Here is a 20799-nt window from a genome sequence, read left to right on the forward strand (position 1 = left end):
TGAGGCTCAGCCACTTGCGAAACCATACGTGGAGGATCGCGCCGACACCGGGAACCCGACCTTCTTCCCGAGGAAATCCTGGGCCTTCTGGATACCCGAGCCGTTTCTCGCAAAGACAGCAAAGTTCTTGCTGGTCTTCGCGCCGACACTTCCCTCTGCAATGATCACGAGGTCCAGGCCACCATCGACAGCTTGCAGGAAAGTGGTGGTCGTGATGGTGGCGATCTGGACTGCCTCGGATTGCAGTGCCGGTGGCATGGATGGATTGAGTGGAATCAGCTGCAGCTCGACCGGAACGCCGGCCTCCTTGAAGTAGCCTTCAGCGCTCGCGGCGAAGGCACCGGCGATCTCGGCAGTCGCCACATGTCCGAGCACAACTTTTTGCTGCGCGGACGCGGGAGGTGCATAGATGCAATGACCTACCGCCACGGAGGCGAGGAAGGCAAGAACTCTTGATCTCATGGTTGTCTCCTGATGGTTCGGCTTGGTCGGCCAGGTCGAGCGCGAAAGGGCGGTCAGAGTTGCGGCAGCAAGATCACCTTGCCCTTGCGGCCTTCAAGTGCTGCGTGGGCGACTGCGGCTTTGACCTGGCTCATCGGATACGTCGCCTCGACCTCCACATCAATGACGCCGCTTTCGATCAGTCCAGCGATGACGTCGTAGACGGCATTCCGCTCTTCGACGGTCGATGTCTCGAACCAGTGTGTGAACCAGTAGCCACGAAGCGCGACGTTCCGGAAGACAAGATCCGCCGCGTCGATCTGACAGGACGGTGATGACAGCAAGCCGTAGGTGACGACAGTGCCACCGTTGGCAAGACACCGCCCCAGTTTCGCGGTGGCCTGTCCCGCGACGGCGTCGAAAGCCAGCTTGATGGGCGTGTTCCCCGAGGCTGTCTGGACGCGGTCTGCCAAGTCGGAGCCGTCAACAACGACCGCGTCGGCACCAGCTTCCAGCACGCTTGCGCATTGGGATTGGCTGCGCACGATGTTGATGGTGCGCATGCCCATATGGCGCGCCAGCTTGACGACGTTGTGCGCGACCGCCGAGTTGCCGGCGTTCTGCAGCACCCAGTCGCCGGGCTCGAGTGCCACAAAACCTTTTAGCAGGTGCCAGGCGGTCGCGGGGTTGACTGCCATCATGGCCAGCTGATTGACATCGGCATTGGCGGGGAGGGGGCGCAGGCCGACGGATGGGGCCTTGATTCGCTGGCACCAGTTGCCTCGGCCAGCGAATAGCGCGAGCACACGGTCGCCGACCCTGAGGTGATCAACACCGGTTCCCAGTTCTCGCACCTGACCGACCGCTTCGCCTCCGGCCATGCAGGGAAGAGGCGGCGGCTTCGAACCGAAACGTCCCTGGAAGTTGAGCAGGTCGGACGGATTGATGGGCGCTGCAAGGATGTCCAGGATGACCTCCCCTTCACCTGGTGACTCGGGCTCGGGCGCGTCGACGATCGACAGCAGGTCCGGATCGGTGCCGAAGCCTAGGATTTGAACGGCCTTCATGTTGTCTGTTCTTATGTGGCGGGAGGGTGTGCTCGCAACTGAGCGGTCAATCTGCGACTCGAACGATCGTCTTCCCCAGGTTCGCGCCGCTGAGCATTCCGATGAACGCAGACGGCGCGTTCTCCAGTCCGTCAACCTGATGTTCGCTGTACTGGATCTGGCCGGCCTTGAGCCAACCTGAGAGGCGAAGAAGCGCTTCGCTATTGCGGGACTGCCAGTCGCCGACGAGAAAGCCTTCAATACGGGCGCGGCTCGTGAGCAGATATCTCATGCTGCGGGGGCCGAGATCGGGTTCGACGAGATTGGACTGGGAGATCTGGCCGATGATCACCACGCGTGCCTTGAAGGCAAGATTGCCGAACACGGCTTGCGAGATGGCGCCCCCAACGCCGTCGAGATAGACGTTCACCCCTGCGGGGCAGAGCTTGGTGAGTACCGAGGCGAGTTCGGGTGTCTTCTTGTAGTTGATGACGTGGTCGAAGCCGAGAGTCTTTTGGCAGTATTCGAGCTTGTCGTCGCTGCCGGCGATTCCGATGACGATACAGCCGGCGAGCTTGGCGATCTGTCCCGCGAGCTGGCCGACCGCGCCGGCTGCGCCAGAGATGACGACGACATCGCCGGAAATTGGCCTGGCGACATGGAGTATCGAGAAGTAGGCGGTGAGCCCGGGCATGCCGAGGACGCCGAGTGCCGTCGATGGCGGCGCCAGGTCAGGATCGACCTTGCGCAGCGAGCCTGCGGCGAGCACCGAAAGCTCCTGCCAACCGCCGGGCCCTTCCACGATGTCGCCCTTGTTGAAACCGGGCGCAGCGCTCTCGAGCACTCTGGACACTGTCCCGCCGACGATCACCTCGCCGAGGCCGACGGGAGCTGCGTAGTTTTTGGCATCGCTGATCCGCCCCCGCATGTAGGGGTCCAGTGACAGAAAAAGTGTTTGGAGGAGTACTTGGCCTGGCCCAGGGGCCGGGACGGGCTCTTGCCTCAGTTCGAAATCTTCGACCCGCGGCATCCCGCTCGGGCGGCTCTTCAGGGTGATCTTGCGGTTGAGTTGTTGCTTCATTTGGGCCACTGGTTGGATGAAACGAGTGCAAGACGCCGGCGGGTCGCAGTTGTCAGTGTGCAGCCTCTTGCTTAGTCGCTGATATAGATACTAGTCATCTTGTATCGAAAATAGCTTGGGAGAAACCCTGGTGTGCACGTCTTCATCCGTGGGCAAGCGATTCGTGCACCGCCATGGCTGCAAGTCCATCCATTGCGTCCCTGAAGTCGACCAGCGAACAAGTCGACAGGCCTGGCGCGCGCCGCGTGCGGCCTCGGCCCCATCGGCTCCACGCTCCATCCTCGCCAGTCCGTGCCACAGCTGCTGCGCGCGATCTGCGCCGCCTGTCAGAGCCGGCGCGCGACGCTGCGCGGCTGAATCTGCGGCAACGGTCGCTCGGCGAGGCAATGAACCGTCTCGCATTGACCTTGCGCTGATGGCTTCCCTCGAGTTTTCGACAACTCCAGGAGCGACGACCATGAAGATCACCTACCGCGCGATGCAAGTGACCCGCCCCGGTTCCCTCGAACTGGCGGAGCGACCGACGCCGACGCCCGGCATTGGCGAGGTGCTGATCGAGGTGCAAGCCTGCGGCGTTCGCGGCGCCGACATCGGTGACATCGAAGGCGCTGACCGGACGCTGCAACCGCATCGCCGGTACGCCGTACGAGAACGAGAAAGCGCTCAATTTCAGCGTGCTGGCCGGCGTGCGCCCGACGATCGAAGTCATGCCGCTGGAGCAGGCCGGCGCGGCCTACCAGAAGATGAAGTCCGGTGAGGTCAAGTTCCGCATGGTCTTGACGACAGGCAATCTGCGCGAGTCTTCATGAAAGTCCACAACGAGTGAGGTGGGCAAGCTTTGATGAACACCGCCCGTACGCGCCGTCGGTGGCGGCAGTGGTGGATCGCTTCGGCGAATCGAGCGGCCATGCGGCCAGCGATGCGCTTTGATTGGGGCACTTGTCCTGCGTGCGAAGTTCCATGTCCAGTGCGGTCCCCGCTGCTGGCGAGCTGCGTGATCCCGGGCTTCAGCCAGAACGGACAGCACTTTCCTGGCTCAGGATCAGGCCGGATCTTTATCAAGTTTGGATCCCGAGCGAGAGGAACGCACAAGATGCTACTGCGCGACAACCAGCTTGCCGCCTCGGATTTGGTAGATCGTCACCGAGCCATGCAGATTGTCACCTCGCGCGTCGAACGCGATCGGCCCGATGACGCCGGTGACCGTCACGCCCGGTAGTTTCGGCCCGTAGGCGGCAGGGTCGGTAGACCCAGCTCGCTTCATGGCCTCGACCAACACCATCACCGCGTCGTAGGCATAAGGTGCGAACACGATCACCTCGGCCCCAAAGCGTGCCCTGAATCGCTGGTTGAATGCCTCGAAAGCGCCCATGGCATCGCGCGGGGCGCCCGCCTGGGTGCAATAGGCTCCCTCATTGGCCCCCGCCGCAAGCTTGCTCCATTCCCCAGTACAGACTCCGTCGCCAGCGATGAATCTGGCATTCACCCCGAGCTGCTTCATCTGCCGGTTGACCAGAGCCGCCTGCGCGTCTGCGCCGGCATAGACGATCACGTCGGGCTTCAGGCCTCGCAGAGTGGTAAGAATGGCCGAAAAGTCGGTCGCGCGATCCGTACCGAACTCTCGCTTGAGCACGTTGACCTGCAGTTTGCCAAGGTTCGCAACCACTTCATCAGCCAGTCCCTGGCCGTAGGCCGTGCGATCGTCGATCACAGCAACTGTTTTCGCCTGCAAAGTGCGCGAGATATAGCTGGCGATTCCATTGGCTTGTTGCACATCGGTGGCCATGAGCCGTGCGGCATACCGGTAGCCGGCACGCGTGTACTGAGGGTTGGTAGCGGCGGGAGCAACCTGTGGGATGCCGGCGTTGTTGTAGACGCGGGCCGCTGGGATCGTAGTACCCGAGTTGAGGTGACCAACGATTCCGTTCACTTGCATGTCGGCAAGCTTTTGCGCCACGTTGGTGGCGGTGGCAGGGTCAGCCCGGTCGTCCTCAACCACCGCTTCGAAACGGACCTGGCGCCCGCCAATCACCAGCTTCTGTGCATTGAGATCCTCGATGGCGAGCCGCGCGCCGTTCTCCATGTCTTTGCCGAGATGGGCGATCGCGCCGGTCAATGGCGCGGCGACGCCGATGCGCACGGGTGCGTCCAACGTCTGGGCGCTGGCGACAACAGCGGTGGAGATGACAAGCCATACGAGGGCGTGGGGGACGCAGTGTTTCATTCGTGGCTCCATCGGCATGTGATTGGGAAGCAGCCCCGCCCAAGTGCCGCGAGACATGGGTTAGAGTATGCCGTCCAGACGGAATAAAGTTCGCCGTTTCTCCTGGCTGTAGCCTGTATGGGCGAACGAAACATGCGCTATTGCAATGGTTTCGACCGGACTCTTTCTTTGCACGCGACGCCGCCATGGCCAGAACAAAATCCGAAAACTTCGACGACATCCGAGCCAAGATTCTCGATGTCGCAGCATCGCTCTTCGCGAAGAACGGTTTCCGCAACACGAACATCATTGATATCGGAGCGGCCTGCAATGCATCGAAGTCGCGCATGTACCACTACTTCCCTTCGAAGGAGGCGATGCTCGCGGAGATGTTGGGCGAGCACGTAAGCGCACTGGTGTTGATTGCCTCTGACTTGGTCTCCGCGCCGCTGGATCCACGAGCGCGACTGCGCAATTACTTTCTTGCGCATTTGAAGTATTACTACGAACAGCGCGACCGTCACACCGTTCTGATCGAGGACGTGTACCACCTGCCCGACGAAGTGCGCGCGCAAGTGAAGGCGAACGAGCAGAAGTTGGTCGGCTTGCTCTGCTCGCTGCTGCGCGAGATCAACGCGCAAAGATTCAAGGATCGACAGGCTGCGACCACGCACGCGATGCTGATCTACGGCATGCTGAACTGGACCTACACCTGGTACCACCCGACGGGTCGCCTGAGTCTGGAGACCCTTGCCGATCAGGCGACCGACATGTGCCTGCACGGAATTGTGTAGCGCGCACCTGGCGCTGCACCGGACGCCATTGCCGGCCCAGTCAGTAGGCGCTGTGCTCTGCAGGCTGCCGGTCACATGTTGAGCCGCGAGGGCGGCAATTAAAGCCAAGCGTACAGGCGACAAGACACGACACGGCAAGACGGCTGCTGCATCGACGTGCCGGGCTCTTTTTCGTCACTCGCTCGATCCATGGTGTATCAATAGCTACGGGTAAGCCCTAGCTAACAAGAGATCACCATCTCAATTTATATTCCGTCCGGAAGGTAAATAAAAGAGATGACCGAGATTACCAGCACCTGCGGCTTCCTCGAGCAGCACTTCGACGAGATCGAGGAGGGCGCGCGCTTTCGTTCGCGCGGACGTACCGTTACCGAGGCGGACATCCTTCAGTGGTGCGCACTGACCGGTGATTGGTATGTGCTGCACACTGACGCGCACCATGCGGCGCAGACGCGCTTTGGACAGCGCATCGCACCAGGCCTCATGCTCTTGGCGTATGCGGCGGGCCTGGGCATCCCGCCCGCGGCGCCGGCGATCGTTGCGAACTACGGCAGCGACGTACTGCGCTTCACTGCGCCGGCCTTCATCGGCGACACCATCCATCTCGAGGCCGCCGTGCTCGAAAAGACGGTGAAGCGGGCAGGAACCGACGGCGTGCTGCGGCTGCAGTGGAACGTCCACAACCAAAACGGACTGCTGCTGATGGCCAGCGAGTTGCGCATCCTGATGGCGTTCCAGGGAGCTTCGCAATGAGCGGCTTCACCTTCAGCGATGCGGTGCGGCTAACGCTGGAATTGCCGGTTGCGGTCATCGCGATCGAACGGCTCGCCGCAAAAAACAGCCTGCGCCTGGATGAGATGACTGCGATCGCTGATGCAATCGGCGAGGCCGTATCGGCCGGTGCGCGCGTGGTGTTGGTGCGCGGTACGCGCCATGCCTTCTGCGCCGGCCGGGACCTTAAAGACGCGCATCCCGACAGCGATGACACGCTCGCCATCCTGCGCGATCGGATCAACCCCGTGCTTGCCGCGGTGCGCGACTGTCCGGTGCCGACGATCGCCGCAGTACAGGGTCCTGCACTGGGTTTCGGGTTTGGACTGGCGCTGGCCTGCGACATCGCGCTGGTCGCCGACGATGCCCTGCTCGGCAGCCCGTTCCGCAACATCGGCGCGGTGCTTGACTCGGGCGGCCACCACCACCTGCGCGAACGCGTCGGGCCACACCGCGCGGCCGAGCTGATCTTCCTGGGGCGCCTGTTCTCGGGGCGCGAAGCCGCGGCCATGGGGCTCGTGAACCGCAGCGTGGCCGCCGAGGCGCTCGACGAGATCGCGTTACGGATGGCGCGTGAGATCGCGAGCGGCCCCACCGCAGCCTTCGCCGCGTCGAAGCGCATCCTGTCGCGCGCCCGTTCTTTCGAAGAGACGCTCGAGCTCGAGGCGATCGCCCAGGCCGAGGCGCTGGCCGGGCCTGATGGCATCGAGGGCATCGGCGCCTTCCAGCAGAAACGCAAGCCGCGCTTTATCGGACGCTAGGCGATGAGCATGCCCCACCTTGCCGGCGCCGCGCGTTCGCCCCGCGCCCACTTTCTCGCCGCGTTGGCCGAAGGCCAGCTGGTTTACCAGTTCGACCATGGCACGGGCCGCGCGGTCTTTCCGCCGCAAGTCGTGGGTCCGGGCGGTCGACCTGGAGAACTCGAATGGCGCACCAGCCGCGGCGAGGGCACGGTGCATGCCTGTACCGAGGTGCAGCGGCGCGACGGCGCCTTCAATATCGCGCTGGTCGACCTCGACGAGGGCTTTCGCATGATGGCCACCGTGGTCGACGCGGCGCCCGGCACGCTGCGCATCGGCCTGCGCGTGGCCGCGCGCATCGAGCCCTGGAACGACGCGCACCGCGTGGTGTTCGGAGCGCTCGCATGACGGCAACGAATCTGCGCGGCGCGGCCGCGATCGCCGGCATCGGCAGCACCGGCTTCGCGACGATGCCGGCACTCTCTTCGCCGTTCGACGCGATGGCCTTGGCCTCGGTGCGCGCGCTCGACGACGCGGGCCTTTCGTTGACCGAGGTCGATGGCGTGTTCGCGGCCGGGCTGCAGCTTTTCATGCCGACGCTGAGCCTGTGCGAATACTTGGGCCTGCGCCCGCGCTACACCGACTCCACCCAGGTCGGCGGCGGTGCCTTCCTCGCGCACCTGAATCATGCGCGCGCCGCGATCGCGGCCGGCCTGTGCTCGGTGGTGCTGATCGCGTACGGCAGCACGCAGAAGTCCGCGGGCGGACAATTCGCGACCCATTCCGAACCCAACCCCTACGAAGTGCCCTATGGCTACCCCGGCCCGATCGCGGCTTACGCGATGGTCGCGCAGCGCCATATGCACGAATTCGGCACCACGCGGGAACAGCTCGCGCAGGTAGCGGTGAGCGCGCGCGACTGGGCGCGGCTGGACACCGACGTGCCCGATCCCGGGCCGCTGAGCATCGAGGACGTGATCGCTGCGCGGCCGGTGGCGCACCCCTTCACGGTGCGCGACTGCTGCCTCGTGACCGACGGCGGCGGCGCGCTGGTCGTGGTCTCGGCCGAGCGTGCCGCGCAGCTGCGGCGCAAGCCGGTCTACCTGCTCGGCGTGGGCGAGGCTGCCACGCACCGCAGCATCGCGCAGATGCCGGACCTGGTGCGCACCGCAGCCACCGTGTCGTCGGCCACCGCCTATGCGCAGGCCGGCGTGGGACCGAAGGACATCGACGTGGTGCAGTTCTACGACGCCTTCACGATCATGCCGATCGTCTTCGCCGAGGACACGGGCTTCTGCGCCAAGGGCGAGGGCGGTGCTTTTCTCGATGGCCGCGCCTCTCCAGGCGGCGACTTCCCGATGAACACCAACGGCGGCGGGCTCTCGCTCGGCCATCCCGGCATGTTCGGCATCTACACCGCCATCGAGTCGGTGGTGCAGCTGCGTGGCGACGCCGGCGCGCGCCAGGTGGCCGGCGCCGAGCTCGCGCTGGCCCATGCGCCGGGCGGCTACATGTCGAGCCAATGCACCGCGATCTTCGGCACCGCCGCCACGCTCTGAACCCATTCATGACACTCCAAGCTCTGCCACAGAAACACGCCGGCCGCCTGGCTGATGCGATCGCCGCCATCGCCCGCCGCGGGTACCACAGCGCCTATCCCGAAGACCCAGCGCATCCGGTCCATGCGCGCGGCTCGCGCGAAGCCGGCGAATCGGCCGTGCGCGCACGCTGGACGCAGCGCGACGGCGCGATCCGCGGGGAGGAGCGCAGCGCCTTCGGCGCGCCCTTCGACACCGCCTATGCCGACGAGCCGGTCGATGCCGTGCTCGCGCGCGCCGAGGCCGCGACACCGGCCTGGACCGCGCTCGACCCGGCCGAGCGTGCCGCGGTAGCGCTCGAGATCCTCGAGGCGCTGCAGCAGCGCGCCTTCGAGATGGCCTTCGCCTGCATGCATGCCTGCGGCCAACCGTTTGCGATGGCCTTCCAGGCCGGCACCGCGCACGCGCTGGACCGCGCGCTCGAGGCCGTGGCCATCGCCGTGCGCGAAATGGTCGCCTATCCCGCGCGCGTGCTCTGGGAGAAACCCGATTCGCGCCGGCCGGTGCGGGTGGAGAAGAGCTTCGAGATCGTGCCGCGCGGCATCGCGGCCGTGATCGGCTGCGCCACCTTCCCGACTTGGAATTCCTATCCGGGTCTGTTCGCGAGCCTGGTCACGGGCAACCCGGTCGTTGTGAAGCCGCATCCCACGGCCGTGCTGCCGCTCGCGCTGTGCGTCGATACGGCGCGCACGGTGCTCGCAAGCCTAGGCCTCGAGGCCGACGTGGTGCAGCTGCTGGTCGACACGCGCGCTTCGCCCAAGACGAAGGCGCTCGCGCTCGATGCGCGCGTGAAGCTGATCGACTTCACGGGTGGTCCCGAGTTCGGCGACTGGCTGGAGACCCATGCGCACCAGGCTCATGTCTTCACCGAGAAGGCCAGCGTCAACGCGGTGCTGATCGAAAGCACCGACGACTACAGCGGCCTGGTGCGCAACCTCGCGCTCACGCTCAGCCTTTACAGCGCCCAGATGTGCACCACGCCGCAGAGCGTGTACCTGGCGCGCACGGGCATCCGGCTGCAGGACGGCACGGCGAAGACGGTCGAGGACTTCAAGGCCGACCTGGCAGCGGCCGTCGCCAAGCTGGTTGCCGATCCGCTGCGTGCTTTCGAATTGCTGGGCGCGATCCAGAGCGAAGCGACCGAGGAGCGCGCCGTTCATGCGGCGTCGATCGGCGAGCCGGTGTTCGCCTCGCGCCGGCTCGCGCATCCTGAGATGCCCGACGCGGTGCTGCGCACCCCGGCCCTGTACGCGGTGCCGCCCGAGGACCTCGATACCATTGCGCGCGAACACTTCGGCCCAATCAGCCTGTTGATCGTGACCGAGGACGCCGACGCGGCGCTGCGGCATGCGCAAGAGGTCACGCGTTCGCGCGGTGCGATCACCTGGTCGGTGTACTCGCGCGACGAGGCCTTCGTGCATCGCGCGAAGCAGGCGGCCGCCGATGCCGGCGTGCACCTCACGCTCGACATGACCGGTCCGGTGCTCGTCAACCAGTCGGCCGCTTTCAGCGACCTGCACGTGAGCGGCTACAACGCGGCGGGCAATGCGGCGCTGTGCGACACGGCCTTCGTGCTGCCGCGCTTCCGCGTGCTGCAGACGCGCCGCTACCTCGCCGCCTGAAGCGCGACCGCCCCCGAAGAACAAAGGAGACGCTTCATGACCGAATCCCGCAATGCGCAGGCGGCGGCCGATGCCGCCGACGATTTTCTGTCGCTCGACGAACTGCAGGCGCGCCAGGACACCAAGCTCGCCGCGCTCGGCCGCCGGCTCGCGGAATCGCCGCAATGGCAGGCGCACTTCGCGGCGGCCGGCGCCTCGCCGCGCGACCTGAAGGACCGCGCCGCGCTGCAGGCGCTGCCGCTGCTCGAGAAGAGCCACCTGCGCGCGCTCTATCCGTACCCATTGCTCACGGTGGCGCTCGAGCAGGTGGTGCGCTTCTGCGCCACCTCGGGCACCACCGGCCTGCCGGTGCTGTTCGGCTTTACGCGCAAGGACTGGGAAGACACGCTGGTGCGCCAGCTCGCGCGCATCTACCGCACGGTGGGCGTGCGCGCGGGCGACCGGGTCTACCAGGGCTATGGCTACGGGCTGTGGGTCGGCGGCAGCTCGATGGACGAGGCGCTCAAGGCCTACGGCGCGGTCAACTTCCCCGTCGGCCCGGGCCGCGGCGAGCTGATGGTGCAATGGCTGCGCGACCACCGCCACACGGTCACCACCATGTCGCCGCTGTGGCTGATGACGCTGATCCAGCAGGCGCGCAAGGCCGGCATCGACCCGCGCCGCGACTGGGCGCTGCGCGTAGGGCTGTTCGGCGGCCAGTCGGTGTCGGCCACCTTCCGCAGCGAGATGGAGGCGCTGATGCCCGAGGGCTTCCTGGCGCACAACATCTACGGCACCACCGAGGCCGGCGGGCCTGTGCTCGGCGTCTCCTGCCCGCATTCGCACGGCGACGACGAGATGCACCTGGTCAACGACGACAGCGTGCTCAGCGAGGTCCTCGACCCGCAGACCCTGCGCCCGGTGGCGCCGGGCGAGGTCGGCGAGATCGTCTTCACCACGCTCGACAAGGAGGCCTCGCCGGTGCTGCGCTGGCGCACGCGCGACCTGGTGCGCCGCTCGGCCCAGCCCTACCGCTGCGCCTGCGGCCGCCATGCCTATGCGCGCATCGGCCGCATCATCGGCCGCTCGGACGACATGCTCAAGGTGCGCGGCGTGCTGGTTTATCCCTCGCAGATCGAGGACGTGATCGCGGGTGTCGAGGGCCTGGCCAAGGATGCCTGGCAGATCTACATCGACAGCGAGCGCAGCGTGCTCGACCACATGGAGGTGGCCGTGGAGCGCGTGCCCGGCGCGGCCTGCGCGCGCGAAGACCTGGCGCGCGAGGTGCGCGCGCGGCTCAAGGCACGGCTGGGCCTCAGCTGCGAGGTGCGCTGCCACGACGAGGGTGCGCTGCCGCGCTACGAGGCCAAGGCCACGCGCGTGCTGCGGCGCAGCGCCGCGGAGGCCAGCCCGGCATGACGCACGCAACGCAACGCGGGCCCGGTCCGCTGGGCGGCCTGCGCGTGATCGATCTGTCGCATGGCACTGCGCGAGCGCGAGTTGTCGGGCGGGCCGGTCGGTCGAGGCCACGCTGTTCGACATCGGCGTCCTGCTGCCAATTGATATACCGTCTGGAAGGCGAATAAATGAACCACAACCCCATCCGAACACATGACAAGGAGAGATCCCGATGAACCCGTCCCCGACCGCCCTGGACACCGCCCATGACACCGCCGCGCTCGCGCGCGCACTGACCGCACCGCCCGAGCAGGTGCTCGCGATGCCCGATCCGCAGACCCTGATCGCCGAGATCGAGGCCGCGCCCGGCATCGACGGCGCGAACATCTTCCCGCTCGAGTGGCACGTGGAGACGCCCAAGCTCTACGACATCTACGACGCGGCGCGCGATCCGGGCTGGTCGCCGCACACGCTGGCCTGGGACACGCTGCGCGCGGAGGACTACAGCCTCGACCAGCGCTACGCCATGGCCTACTGGTTCTCGTTGCTCGCGGTGTTCGACGGCTCGGGACCGTCGGTGTTCGCGCGCGCCATGATCCACACCTACGAGAGCAAGGAAGAGGATCCGGTGCGCAAGTGCTTCTTCTCGGTGGTGCGCGACGAGATGAACCACGAAGAAGTGTGCGGGCGCGCCATCAAGCGCCTCACGCCCGGTGGGCCCCTTGGCTACGAGCCCGAGACGCCGCTCGGGCGCCTCGCGCGCAACAACATCGAGTGGCTCTATTACAACGGCTCGCGCTACTGGACCGGCTTCAAGAACGGCGTCGACAAGTACCCGCTCGCGATCCTGTTCACCTCCTTCCTGTTCGGCGAAGTGGCCTCGAGCACGCTGTTCCACGGGATGTACCAGCGCACCACCATCCCGGTGTTCAAGGAGGCCTTCAAGCGCATCGGCCAGGACGAAGGCCGCCACCTGGGCATTTGCTTGGCGGTGCTGCAGAAGCTGCTGCCGGTGCTCACCGAGGACGACAAGCAGATGATCAGCATCCAGCTGCGCGCGGGCTTCGTGTTTCTATCGGGGATCCTGCACGAGCCGCCCGAGCAATTCTGGAAGCTGCCGCCCACCTTCATTCCCGCGCAGCGCCAGATCGACGAGGTCGCGCGCAGCGCCGGCCTGGGCATCCTCACGCTCGACGAGCGCAAAGCCAACTGGAAGACGGCCGTGCTGCGCATGAAGGCCAACCTCGATCCCTACGGCATCGAGTTCCCCGCGCTGCCCGAAGTCGGCATCGAGGGCAAGGAGGTGGTGTTCGATCCTGAGAAGGTGATTCCGATCTTCTAGGCCGCATGACCTCGATGAACATGAGCCGAACGATCGTCGTCAACGAGGCCCTGCGCTTCGGCGTGCCCGAAGGCGAGATCATCCTCGACGCCGCGCTGTCGCAGGGCGTGGTGCTGCCGCACCAGTGCCGCGGCGCCTCCTGCGGCATGTGCAAGGCGCGCGTCACACAGGGCGCGGTCGACAACGGCTGGTCGCTGGGTCTCGCGATCTCGGACCAGGAGATCGCCGAGGGCTTCTGCCTGATGTGCCAGGCGCGGCCGGTGAGCGCGGAGGTGCACCTGAGCACGGTGCAGCCGATCCCGGGAGGCGAGGGCTCCGCCGTGCAGAGCTTCGAGGCGCGTGTGCTGTGCAACACGCCGCTTACGCCGCGCGTGCGGCGGCTGGTGCTGCAGGCGTGCGAGCCGGCCCGCTTCGAGGCGCAGGCCGGCGCCTACGTCGAGCTCGCGCTGCCGGGCCTGTCGCCGCACCGGCGCTACAGCCTCGCGACCGTGCCTTCGAGCGACGGCCTGATCGAGCTGCTGGTGGCGCGCCATCCGGGCGGCGCGGCCAGCGGCCACATCCACGACCTGCTGCAGCCCGGCGATAGCGTGGGCGTGACCGGGCCGTACGGCACCTGCCGGCTGCCCGAGGGCGAGGGTCCGGTGCTAGGCCTCGCGGGCGGCACCGGCCTGGCGCCGGTGCTCTCGATCATGGAGGACGCGCTCTCGAACGGCGACACAAGCCAGATGACGCTGGTGTTCTCGGTGCGCGACGACGCCGAGCTGATGTTGATGGACCGCCTCGCGCGGCTGGCCCGTGCACATCCGAACTTCCGCTACGCGCTGCTGGTGACCGAGGCGCGCAGCCGCTTCTGTCCGAAGCAGCAGTACGCGCCCTCCTGGCTGCGCGAGAACCATGGCTCGCTGGCGGGCGCACGGGCGGTGATCGGAGGCTCGCCGGGCTTCGTTACCGCCTGTTCCGACACCTGCATCGCGTTGGGCATGGCGAGCACGGCGATCTCGGCCGACAGCTTCACGCCGGTGGCGCAGACCTAGCTTTTCGATTTTTTCCCGGCACGACAGACACATAAAAGGAGACAACGATGATCAAGATTGCAAAGGCCCGCTTCCGGGCTGCCGCCTTCGGCGCGGCACTGTGCTTCGCGGCGCTCTCGGGCGCGCGGGCGGACATCAACGTGGGCGTGGTGGTCTCGGCCACCGGGCCCGCGGCCTCGGTGGGCGTGACCCAGCAGCGAACGGTAGCGGTGCTGCCCGCCACCGCGGGCGGCGAGAAGATCAACTACATCCTGCTCGACGACGCCTCCGACACCTCGACCACGGTCAAGAACGTGCGCAAGCTGATCTCCGAGTCGGCGATCGACCTGCTGATCGGGCCGAGCCTCACGCCCAACTCGCTGGCCGTGCTCGACGTGCTGGTGGAGAGCGGCACGCCGATGATCAGCCTCGCGGGGTCGGGCGCCATCGTCGAACCGGTGGACGATCGCAAGCGCTGGGCCTTCAAGACGCCGCAGAGCGACACCCACATGGCGACCGGCATCGTCAAGCACATGGCCGACAACGGCGTGAAGCGCGTGGCCTTCATCGGCTTCAACGACGCCTACGGCGAAGGCTGGTGGCGCGAGTTCGGCAAGCTCGCCGAGCTGCGCGGAATCGAGGTGGTCGCGAACGAGCGCTACACGCGCACCGACGCCTCGGTCACCGGGCAGGTACTCAAGCTGCTGGCCTCGCAGCCCGACGCGGTGTTCATCGCGGCCTCGGGCACGCCCGCGGTGCTGCCGCAGGCCACGCTGTTCGACCGCGGCTACCGCGGCAAGGTCTACCAGACCCATGGCGTGGCGAACAACGATTTCCTGCGCGTGGGCGGCACCAAGCTCGAGGGCACCTTCGTGCCGGCCGGCCCGGTGCTGGTGGCCGAGCAGCTGCCCGACAGCCACCCGGCGAAGAAGCCCTCGCTCGAATTCATCCGCAAGTACGAGGCGCTGCCCAATGCGGGCCAGCGCTCCACCTTCGCGGCCTACCTCTGGGATGCGGCGCTGATCCTGCAGGACGCGGCGCCGCGCGCGCTCAAGGGCGCCAGGCCCGGCACGCCCGAATTCCGCAAGGCGCTGCGCGACGCGATCGAGTCCACGCAGGACCTGCATGCCACCAACGGCGTCTACAGCCTCGGGCCCAAGGACCACATCGGCCTGGATCAGCGCAGCCGAGTGATGGTGCGCATCGAGAAGGGCAGCTGGAAGTACATCCCCTGACGCGCGGCGGACCCGACAGATCATGGACATGCAGATCTTCGGCCTGCTGGTGCAGGACGGCCTCGCGAGCGGCGCCGTCTACGTGCTGCTGGCGCTGGCGCTCGTGATGGTCTTCACCGTGACGCGCATCGTGTTCGTTCCGCAGGGCGAATTCGTCAGCTGCAGCGTGCTGACCATCGCGGCCTTCCAGCAGGGCCAGGCTCCGGGGCTGGCGGTGCCGGTCGCGGCGGTGGCCCTGCTGGCCTGCGGCATGGAAACCGCCGAGCGCCTGCGACAGCGCAACCTCGCGGGGCTCGGTGCCCGGCTCGCGCTGCTCGGCGCGCTGCCGCTGGCGGCCTGCGCCTTCGCCTGGTTCGGCGTCGATGCGCGCTCGCCGGCCTGGATGCAGACGGCCGCTGCGGTGGCGCTGGTCACGGTGATGGGGCCGCTGATCTACCGCACGGTGTTCCGGCCGATGGGCAATGCCTCGCCGCTGGTGCTGCTGGTGGCGGCGATCGCGCTGCACTTCGTGCTGGTGGCGCTGGGCCTGTACGTGTTCGGGCCCGAGGGCTCGCGGCTGCCAGGCTTCGAACTGCCGGCCGGCCTGCTCGCGGGACTGCCGGTGGCGCCGCAGACGCTGGCGGTGGTGGCGGCGAGCGCCGTGCTGGTGGCCGTGTTCTTCGCCTTCTTCGGCCACACCCTGAGCGGCAAGGCGCTGCGCGCCACCGCCGTGTGCCGCGACGGCGCGCGGCTGGTCGGCATCTCGCCCGACCACTCGGGCGAACTGGCGCTGACCATCGCCGCCTTCATCGGCGCGGTCTCGGGCGTGCTGATTGGTCCGTTCACCACCATCTACTACGACTCGGGCTTCCTGCTCGCGCTCAAGGGCTTCGTCGGCGCGATCGTCGGTGGTCTCTCGGGCTACGTCCTCGCCGCCGCGGGCTCCCTCGTGGTGGGCCTGCTCGAGGCCTTCTCGTCCTACGGCGCGAGTGCCGCCAAGGAGATCATCGTGTTCGCATTGATCGTGCCGCTGCTCTTGTGGCGTTCGCTGGCCGACCCGCATTCGCAGGAGGCTTCATGACCTTTCGTTCCTGGGTGCTCGCGGCCGTCGCCGTGGCGGCCGCCGCCGGCGTAGCGCTGTTCGCCTCGAGCTACTACGTCACGCTCGCGAGCTTCGTGCTGCTCTACGCCACGGTGGCGCTGGGGCTCACCTTGATGACCGGCTTCGCGGGCCTGATCTCCTTCGGGCAGGCGGCCTTCGTCGGCATCGGCGCCTACGCGGCCGGCTACCTCGCGGTGGCGCACGGCGTGCCGGGCTGGGCCACGCTGCTGGCCGGCGTCGCTCTCGCCACGCTGGCGGCCGCAGCCATCGGCGCGCTCACGCTCTCGATGGGCGGGCACTACCTGTCGCTGGCCACGCTGGCCTGGGGCGTCGTCGTCTATTACGGGCTGGGCATCGTCGAGCCGCTGGGCGGCTTCAACGGCTTGTCGGGCACTCCCGCGCTGACGCTGTTCGGCTTCGACTTCGCCTCGGAGCGTTCGATGTTCTGCCTGATCGCGCTGGGCTTCGCGCTCGCCTTCTGGCTGGTGCGCAACCTGCTCGATTCGCGCCTGGGCCGCGCGGTGCGCGCGCTGCGCGCCGGCGGCGACCTGCCCGAGGCTTTCGGCGCACATGCGTTCCGGCTCAAGGTCGCGGTGTTCTGCACCGCTGCGGGCTTGGCCGGCATGGCGGGCTGGCTCTACGTCTACATGCAGCGCTTCCTCAATCCCACGCCCTTCGGGCTGCAGATGAGCATCGAGTACCTGTTCATGGCGGTGATGGGCGGCGTGGGCGCGTTGTGGGGCGCGCTCGCGGGCGCCGGCCTGGTGGTGGTGCTCAAGCAGGTGCTGCAGGATGTGCTGCCGGCATTGCTCGGCCGCTCGGGCAACTTCGAGATGGCGGTGTTCGGCCTGCTGATGCTGCTGATCCTCGCACGCGCCAACGCGGGGCTGTGGCCGCTGCTCGCGCGCTGGACGCGTGCAACGCCCGCCGCGCCGCTGCGACCCGTGCCGCGCGGCGAACCGGCCGTGCTGCATGCGCCCGCGGGGCGCGCATCCGGCGCGCCGGGCGAGGTGCTGCTGCGCGTCGACGGTGCCGAGAAGCGCTTCGGCGGGCTGGTGGCGGTCAACCGCGTCTCCTTCGAGGTGCGCGGCGGCGAGATCGTCGCGCTGCTCGGGCCCAACGGCGCGGGCAAGAGCACGCTGTTCAACCTGATCACCGGCCTGCTGCCCGCCAGCGCCGGCGCGATCACGCTGCGCGGCCAGCGCATCGATGCGCTCGGCGCGCGCCACGTGGCCGCGCGCGGCGTGGCGCGGACCTTCCAGCACGTGAAGTTGGTGGCCGACATGAGCGTGCGCGACAACGCGGCGCTCGGCTGCCACCTGCTCGGGCGCGATGGCTGGCTGCGAGCCATGCTGCGGCTCGACCGCCGCGAGGAGGCTGCGATCGAGGCCATGGCGCTGGCGCAGCTGCGGCGCTGCGGCCTCGAGGACCTCGCGGACGCGCCCGCCGCCAGCCTGCCGCTGGGCAAGCAGCGCGTCCTGGAAATCGCGCGCGCCCTGTGCGCCCGTCCGCAGCTGCTGCTGCTCGACGAGCCCGCAGCGGGTCTGCGGCACCAGGAGAAGAAGACCCTGGCCGCGCTGCTCAAGCAGCTGCGCGGCGAGGGCGTCACCGTGCTCATCGTGGACCACGACATGGAATTCATCATGGACATCGCCGACCGCCTGGTCGTGATGCAGTTCGGCCAGAAGATCGCCGAGGGCGAGGCGCAGGCGGTGCGCGACGACCCGCGCGTGCAGCAGGCCTACCTCGGGAGCGCGGCATGACGCTGGAAGCCCGCGCCCTGTGCGCCTTCCATGGCCGCATCCCGGCGCTGCACGAGGTCGACGTGGCGGTGCCGCCCTCGGGCATCGTCACCGTGGTCGGTCCCAACGGCGCCGGCAAGTCCACGCTGCTGGCCGCGCTCATGGGCCGCCTGCCGATGAGCGGCGAGGTCCGGCTCGACGGCACCGACCTGCGCTTCGTCTCGCCCGAGCGCCGCGTGGCCATGGGCCTGGCGCTGGTGCCCGAGCAGCGCGACCTGTTCGGCACCATGAGCGTGGCCGACAACCTCGAGCTCGGCGCCTTCTGCTGGCGCCGCGCGGGCCGACGGGCGATCGCGGCCGAGATGGGGCGCGTGTACGCGCTGTTCCCGCGCCTGGGCGAGCGGCACGCGCAGCTCGCGCACACGCTCTCGGGCGGCGAGCGGCAGATGCTCGCGCTGGGGCGCGCGCTGATGGCGCGCCCGCGCATCCTGCTGCTCGACGAGCCGAGCCTGGGGCTTGCGCCGCTGGTGGTGCGCGACATCTTCGCGACCGTGCGGCGGCTGCAGGCGCAGGGCGTGGCGATCCTGCTGGTCGAGCAGAACGCGCGCGCCGCCTTCGAGGTGGCCGACCATGCCTACGTGCTCGAGATGGGTCGCGTGAGCTTGCAGGGGCCGGCCGCCGAGGTCGCGCGCGATGCGCGGGTCGCCGACAGCTACCTGGGGCGGGCTGCGGCGCCCTTGGCCCCTGTCGAATCGATGCCGCCGGTCAAGCGGGTGGCCTGAAGGAGATCCTCGATGAACGAAGCATCCCTCGCGCCGCGCGCGCGCCCAGTCGCCGCTGTGATCCGCCAACTGCGCGGACGCTTCAGCGATCGCTGCGCAACCGGCCAGGCGCTGCGCGACCAGCACGGCAAGGACGTGTCCTTCCACCCGCTGCATGCGCCCGACGCGGTGGTGTTCGCCGAATCGACCGAGGAGGTGTCCGCCATCGCGCGGCTGTGCCACGCGGCCTCGGTGCCGATGATCCCGTTCGGCACCGGCACCTCGTGCGAAGGCGGCGTCGCGGCGCTGCATGGCGGCATCTGCATCGATCTTTCGCGCATGAATGCCGTGCTCGAGATCCACGAGGCCGACTTCGATTGCCGCGTGCAGGCCGGCGTGACGCGCAAGCAGCTCAATGCGGCGCTGCACGGCAGCGGCCTGCATTTCCCGATCGACCCCGGCGCCGATGCCTCGATCGGCGGCATGGTGTCGACGCGCGCCTCGGGCACCAACGCCGTGCGCTACGGCACCATGCGCGAGAGCGTGATGTCGCTCGAGGTGGTGCTGCCCGACGGCGAGGTGGTGCGCACCGGCGGCCGCGCCCGCAAGTCGGCCGCGGGCTACGACCTCACACACCTGTTCACCGGTGCCGAGGGCACGCTGGGCATCGTGACCGAGGTAGGCCTGCGGCTGCATCCGCTGCCGGAGCAGATCGCGGCCGCGCGCTGCGGCTTTCCCGATCTGCGCGCGGCCATCGACGCGGTCACCGCGATCATGCAGACCGGGGTGCCGGTGGGCCGCATCGAGTTCCTCGATGCGCAGCAGGTCGAGGCCTGCAACCGCTACGCGAAGCTCGGGCTGCCGGTCATGCCCACCCTGTTCCTCGAGTTCCACGGCGCGCCCGAGAGCGTGGTGCAGCAGGTGCGCGTGGCCGAGGAACTCGCGGCCGAGCACGGCGGCGTGGGCTTTGCCTGGGCCGACACGCCCGAGGCGCGCAGCCGGCTCTGGCAGGCGCGCCACGATGTGTGGTGGGCCGCGCTCGCGCTGCGCCCCGGCTGCCAGGGCATGCCCACCGATGCCTGCGTCCCGATCTCGCGCCTGAGCGAGGCGGTGCTGGCGGCGCGCGCGGACGTCGAGGAACTCGGGCTCACGGCGCCGATGTGCGGCCACGTGGGCGACGGCAACTTCCACCTGTGCGTGGTGGTCGATCCCGCCGATGCCGACGAGATGGCGCGCGCCGAGACGCTCAACGCGCGGCTGATGCGCCGCGCCATCGCGATGGGCGGCACCTGCACCGGCGAGCACGGCATCGGCTACGGCAAGATCGACTTCCTCGAGCTCGAGCGCGGCGCCTCGATGCGCGTGATGGCGGCGATCAAGCAGGCGCTCGATCCGCGCGGGGTCATGAACCCCGGCAAGGTGCTGCGGCAACGCAGCGTCTGAACCGTTCCCCTAGAGCGGCACCCGCGTCAGGTCGAGCCGGGTGTCGTTCTTCACCTCGCGCAGCGCGACCGAGGTCTTGATCTGCCGGATGCCCTCGAGCTTCAGCATGAAGCGGTGCAGGAAGCGGTCGAAGGCCAGCGGGTCGGGCACCACGATCTTGAGGATGTAGTCGCCGTCGCCGGTCGTGACCCAGCACTCGAGGATCTCGGGTGTGGCCTGCACCGCGCGCTCGAAGGCCGCCACCACCGATTCCGAATGCCGCTCCAGGCTGATCTGCGTGAACATGCAGCCATGCAGCCCGACCTTGTTGCGGTCGACCAGCGCCACGAAGCGGCGGATGATGCCGCTGTCCTCGAGCTCGCGCAGCCGGCGCCAGCAGGGCGCCGAGGACAGGCCCACCTCGTCGGCCAGCGCCTGCACCGTCATGCGGCCATCGGCCTGCAGCAGGTCGAGGATGCGGCGGGTGGGCGCGTCGGACAGCGGCGTCGAATCGGTCTTTCGCATGGCGG

The 20799-nt window shown here is 67.9% G+C and carries 19 protein-coding genes and 1 pseudogene; 15 read left to right on the forward strand and 5 right to left on the reverse strand.

Translation table 11 applies throughout. The features are described 5' to 3' along the window. Positions 1-6 precede the first annotated feature (6 nt). Genes E5CHR_RS31965 through E5CHR_RS10690 form a run of 3 tightly spaced genes read right to left on the reverse strand, consistent with a single transcriptional unit; the run spans position 7 to position 2568 of the window. Positions 7-462 carry an ABC transporter substrate-binding protein gene (locus tag E5CHR_RS31965; protein ID WP_269474048.1) on the reverse strand — a complete coding sequence of 152 codons (456 nt, stop codon included), beginning with the start codon at positions 460-462 and terminating at the stop codon, positions 7-9. Between the two features lie 53 nt (positions 463-515). After that, positions 516-1508: a zinc-dependent alcohol dehydrogenase family protein gene (locus E5CHR_RS10685; protein WP_162579651.1), complete on the reverse strand. Its 993-nt coding sequence runs from the start codon at positions 1506-1508 to the stop codon at positions 516-518. A gap of 46 nt (positions 1509-1554) precedes the next feature. Further along, entirely contained in the window at positions 1555-2568 is a 1014-nt protein-coding gene (locus E5CHR_RS10690; RefSeq protein WP_162579652.1) for an NADP-dependent oxidoreductase, read from the reverse strand. A gap of 629 nt (positions 2569-3197) precedes the next feature. On the opposite strand from E5CHR_RS10690, the pseudogene E5CHR_RS10695 reads away from it, so the two are divergent. Beyond that, a pseudogene (locus E5CHR_RS10695) lies at positions 3198-3377 on the forward strand (alcohol dehydrogenase); the annotation flags it as partial. A 287-nt stretch (positions 3378-3664) separates the two neighbouring features. Here the strand turns inward: E5CHR_RS10695 and E5CHR_RS10700 are convergent. Then, a complete protein-coding gene (locus E5CHR_RS10700) occupies positions 3665-4792 on the reverse strand; it encodes a branched-chain amino acid ABC transporter substrate-binding protein (RefSeq protein ID WP_162579653.1) in 1128 nt (375 codons plus the stop codon). A gap of 140 nt (positions 4793-4932) precedes the next feature. Here E5CHR_RS10700 and E5CHR_RS10705 point away from each other — a divergent pair, with 140 nt between their 5' ends. The 14 genes from E5CHR_RS10705 (at position 4933) to E5CHR_RS10770 (ending at position 20290) form a co-directional block, all read left to right on the forward strand. Beyond that, the gene (locus E5CHR_RS10705; RefSeq protein ID WP_232062030.1) at positions 4933-5565 is read left to right on the forward strand and encodes a TetR/AcrR family transcriptional regulator; all 633 of its coding nucleotides are present in this window, start codon (positions 4933-4935) and stop codon (positions 5563-5565) included. A 276-nt stretch (positions 5566-5841) separates the two neighbouring features. Next, a complete protein-coding gene (locus E5CHR_RS10710) occupies positions 5842-6318 on the forward strand; it encodes a MaoC/PaaZ C-terminal domain-containing protein (RefSeq protein WP_162579654.1) in 477 nt (158 codons plus the stop codon). Beyond that, positions 6315-7097 carry an enoyl-CoA hydratase/isomerase family protein gene (locus tag E5CHR_RS10715; RefSeq protein ID WP_162579655.1) on the forward strand — a complete coding sequence of 261 codons (783 nt, stop codon included), beginning with the start codon at positions 6315-6317 and terminating at the stop codon, positions 7095-7097. The genes E5CHR_RS10710 and E5CHR_RS10715 overlap by 4 nt, the downstream gene beginning before the upstream one ends. A gap of 3 nt (positions 7098-7100) precedes the next feature. Further along, on the forward strand, positions 7101-7484 hold the full coding sequence (locus E5CHR_RS10720) for a Zn-ribbon domain-containing OB-fold protein (protein WP_232062031.1): 384 nt from the start codon (positions 7101-7103) through the stop codon (positions 7482-7484). Continuing rightward, on the forward strand, positions 7481-8635 hold the full coding sequence (locus tag E5CHR_RS10725) for an acetyl-CoA acetyltransferase (RefSeq protein ID WP_162579657.1): 1155 nt from the start codon (positions 7481-7483) through the stop codon (positions 8633-8635). Before E5CHR_RS10720 ends, E5CHR_RS10725 begins: the two co-directional genes overlap by 4 nt. A gap of 8 nt (positions 8636-8643) precedes the next feature. After that, positions 8644-10296 (forward strand): phenylacetic acid degradation protein PaaN, encoded by a 1653-nt coding sequence (gene paaN, locus E5CHR_RS10730; RefSeq protein ID WP_162579658.1) that lies wholly within the window; start codon positions 8644-8646, stop codon positions 10294-10296. Positions 10297-10332: 36 nt separating this feature from the next. After that, a complete protein-coding gene (locus E5CHR_RS10735) occupies positions 10333-11694 on the forward strand; it encodes a phenylacetate--CoA ligase family protein (RefSeq protein WP_162579659.1) in 1362 nt (453 codons plus the stop codon). 211 nt (positions 11695-11905) lie between these two features. After that, complete coding sequence (locus E5CHR_RS10740; protein ID WP_232062032.1) at positions 11906-13015, forward strand: hypothetical protein; 1110 nt, start codon at positions 11906-11908, stop codon at positions 13013-13015. A 20-nt stretch (positions 13016-13035) separates the two neighbouring features. Further along, on the forward strand, positions 13036-14049 hold the full coding sequence (locus E5CHR_RS10745; protein WP_162579660.1) for a 2Fe-2S iron-sulfur cluster binding domain-containing protein: 1014 nt from the start codon (positions 13036-13038) through the stop codon (positions 14047-14049). Positions 14050-14096: 47 nt separating this feature from the next. Further along, positions 14097-15263 (forward strand): ABC transporter substrate-binding protein, encoded by a 1167-nt coding sequence (locus E5CHR_RS10750; RefSeq protein ID WP_162579661.1) that lies wholly within the window; start codon positions 14097-14099, stop codon positions 15261-15263. A gap of 22 nt (positions 15264-15285) precedes the next feature. Then, the gene (locus tag E5CHR_RS10755) at positions 15286-16323 is read left to right on the forward strand and encodes a branched-chain amino acid ABC transporter permease (RefSeq protein ID WP_162579662.1); all 1038 of its coding nucleotides are present in this window, start codon (positions 15286-15288) and stop codon (positions 16321-16323) included. After that, positions 16320-18107, forward strand: coding sequence for a branched-chain amino acid ABC transporter ATP-binding protein/permease (locus tag E5CHR_RS10760; protein ID WP_162579663.1), 1788 nt, complete (start codon positions 16320-16322; stop codon positions 18105-18107). The genes E5CHR_RS10755 and E5CHR_RS10760 overlap by 4 nt, the downstream gene beginning before the upstream one ends. Next, a complete protein-coding gene (locus E5CHR_RS10765; RefSeq protein WP_162579664.1) occupies positions 18104-18868 on the forward strand; it encodes an ABC transporter ATP-binding protein in 765 nt (254 codons plus the stop codon). Before E5CHR_RS10760 ends, E5CHR_RS10765 begins: the two co-directional genes overlap by 4 nt. Before the next feature lie 12 nt (positions 18869-18880). Next, positions 18881-20290 carry an FAD-binding oxidoreductase gene (locus tag E5CHR_RS10770; protein WP_162579665.1) on the forward strand — a complete coding sequence of 470 codons (1410 nt, stop codon included), beginning with the start codon at positions 18881-18883 and terminating at the stop codon, positions 20288-20290. Between the two features lie 9 nt (positions 20291-20299). On the opposite strand, the gene E5CHR_RS10775 is transcribed toward E5CHR_RS10770, so the two are convergent. Beyond that, positions 20300-20794: an Lrp/AsnC family transcriptional regulator gene (locus tag E5CHR_RS10775; protein WP_162579666.1), complete on the reverse strand. Its 495-nt coding sequence runs from the start codon at positions 20792-20794 to the stop codon at positions 20300-20302. Positions 20795-20799: the final 5 nt, after the last annotated feature.

This window comes from Variovorax sp. PBS-H4 (assembly GCF_901827205.1).
Lineage (GTDB): Bacteria > Pseudomonadota > Gammaproteobacteria > Burkholderiales > Burkholderiaceae_C > Variovorax.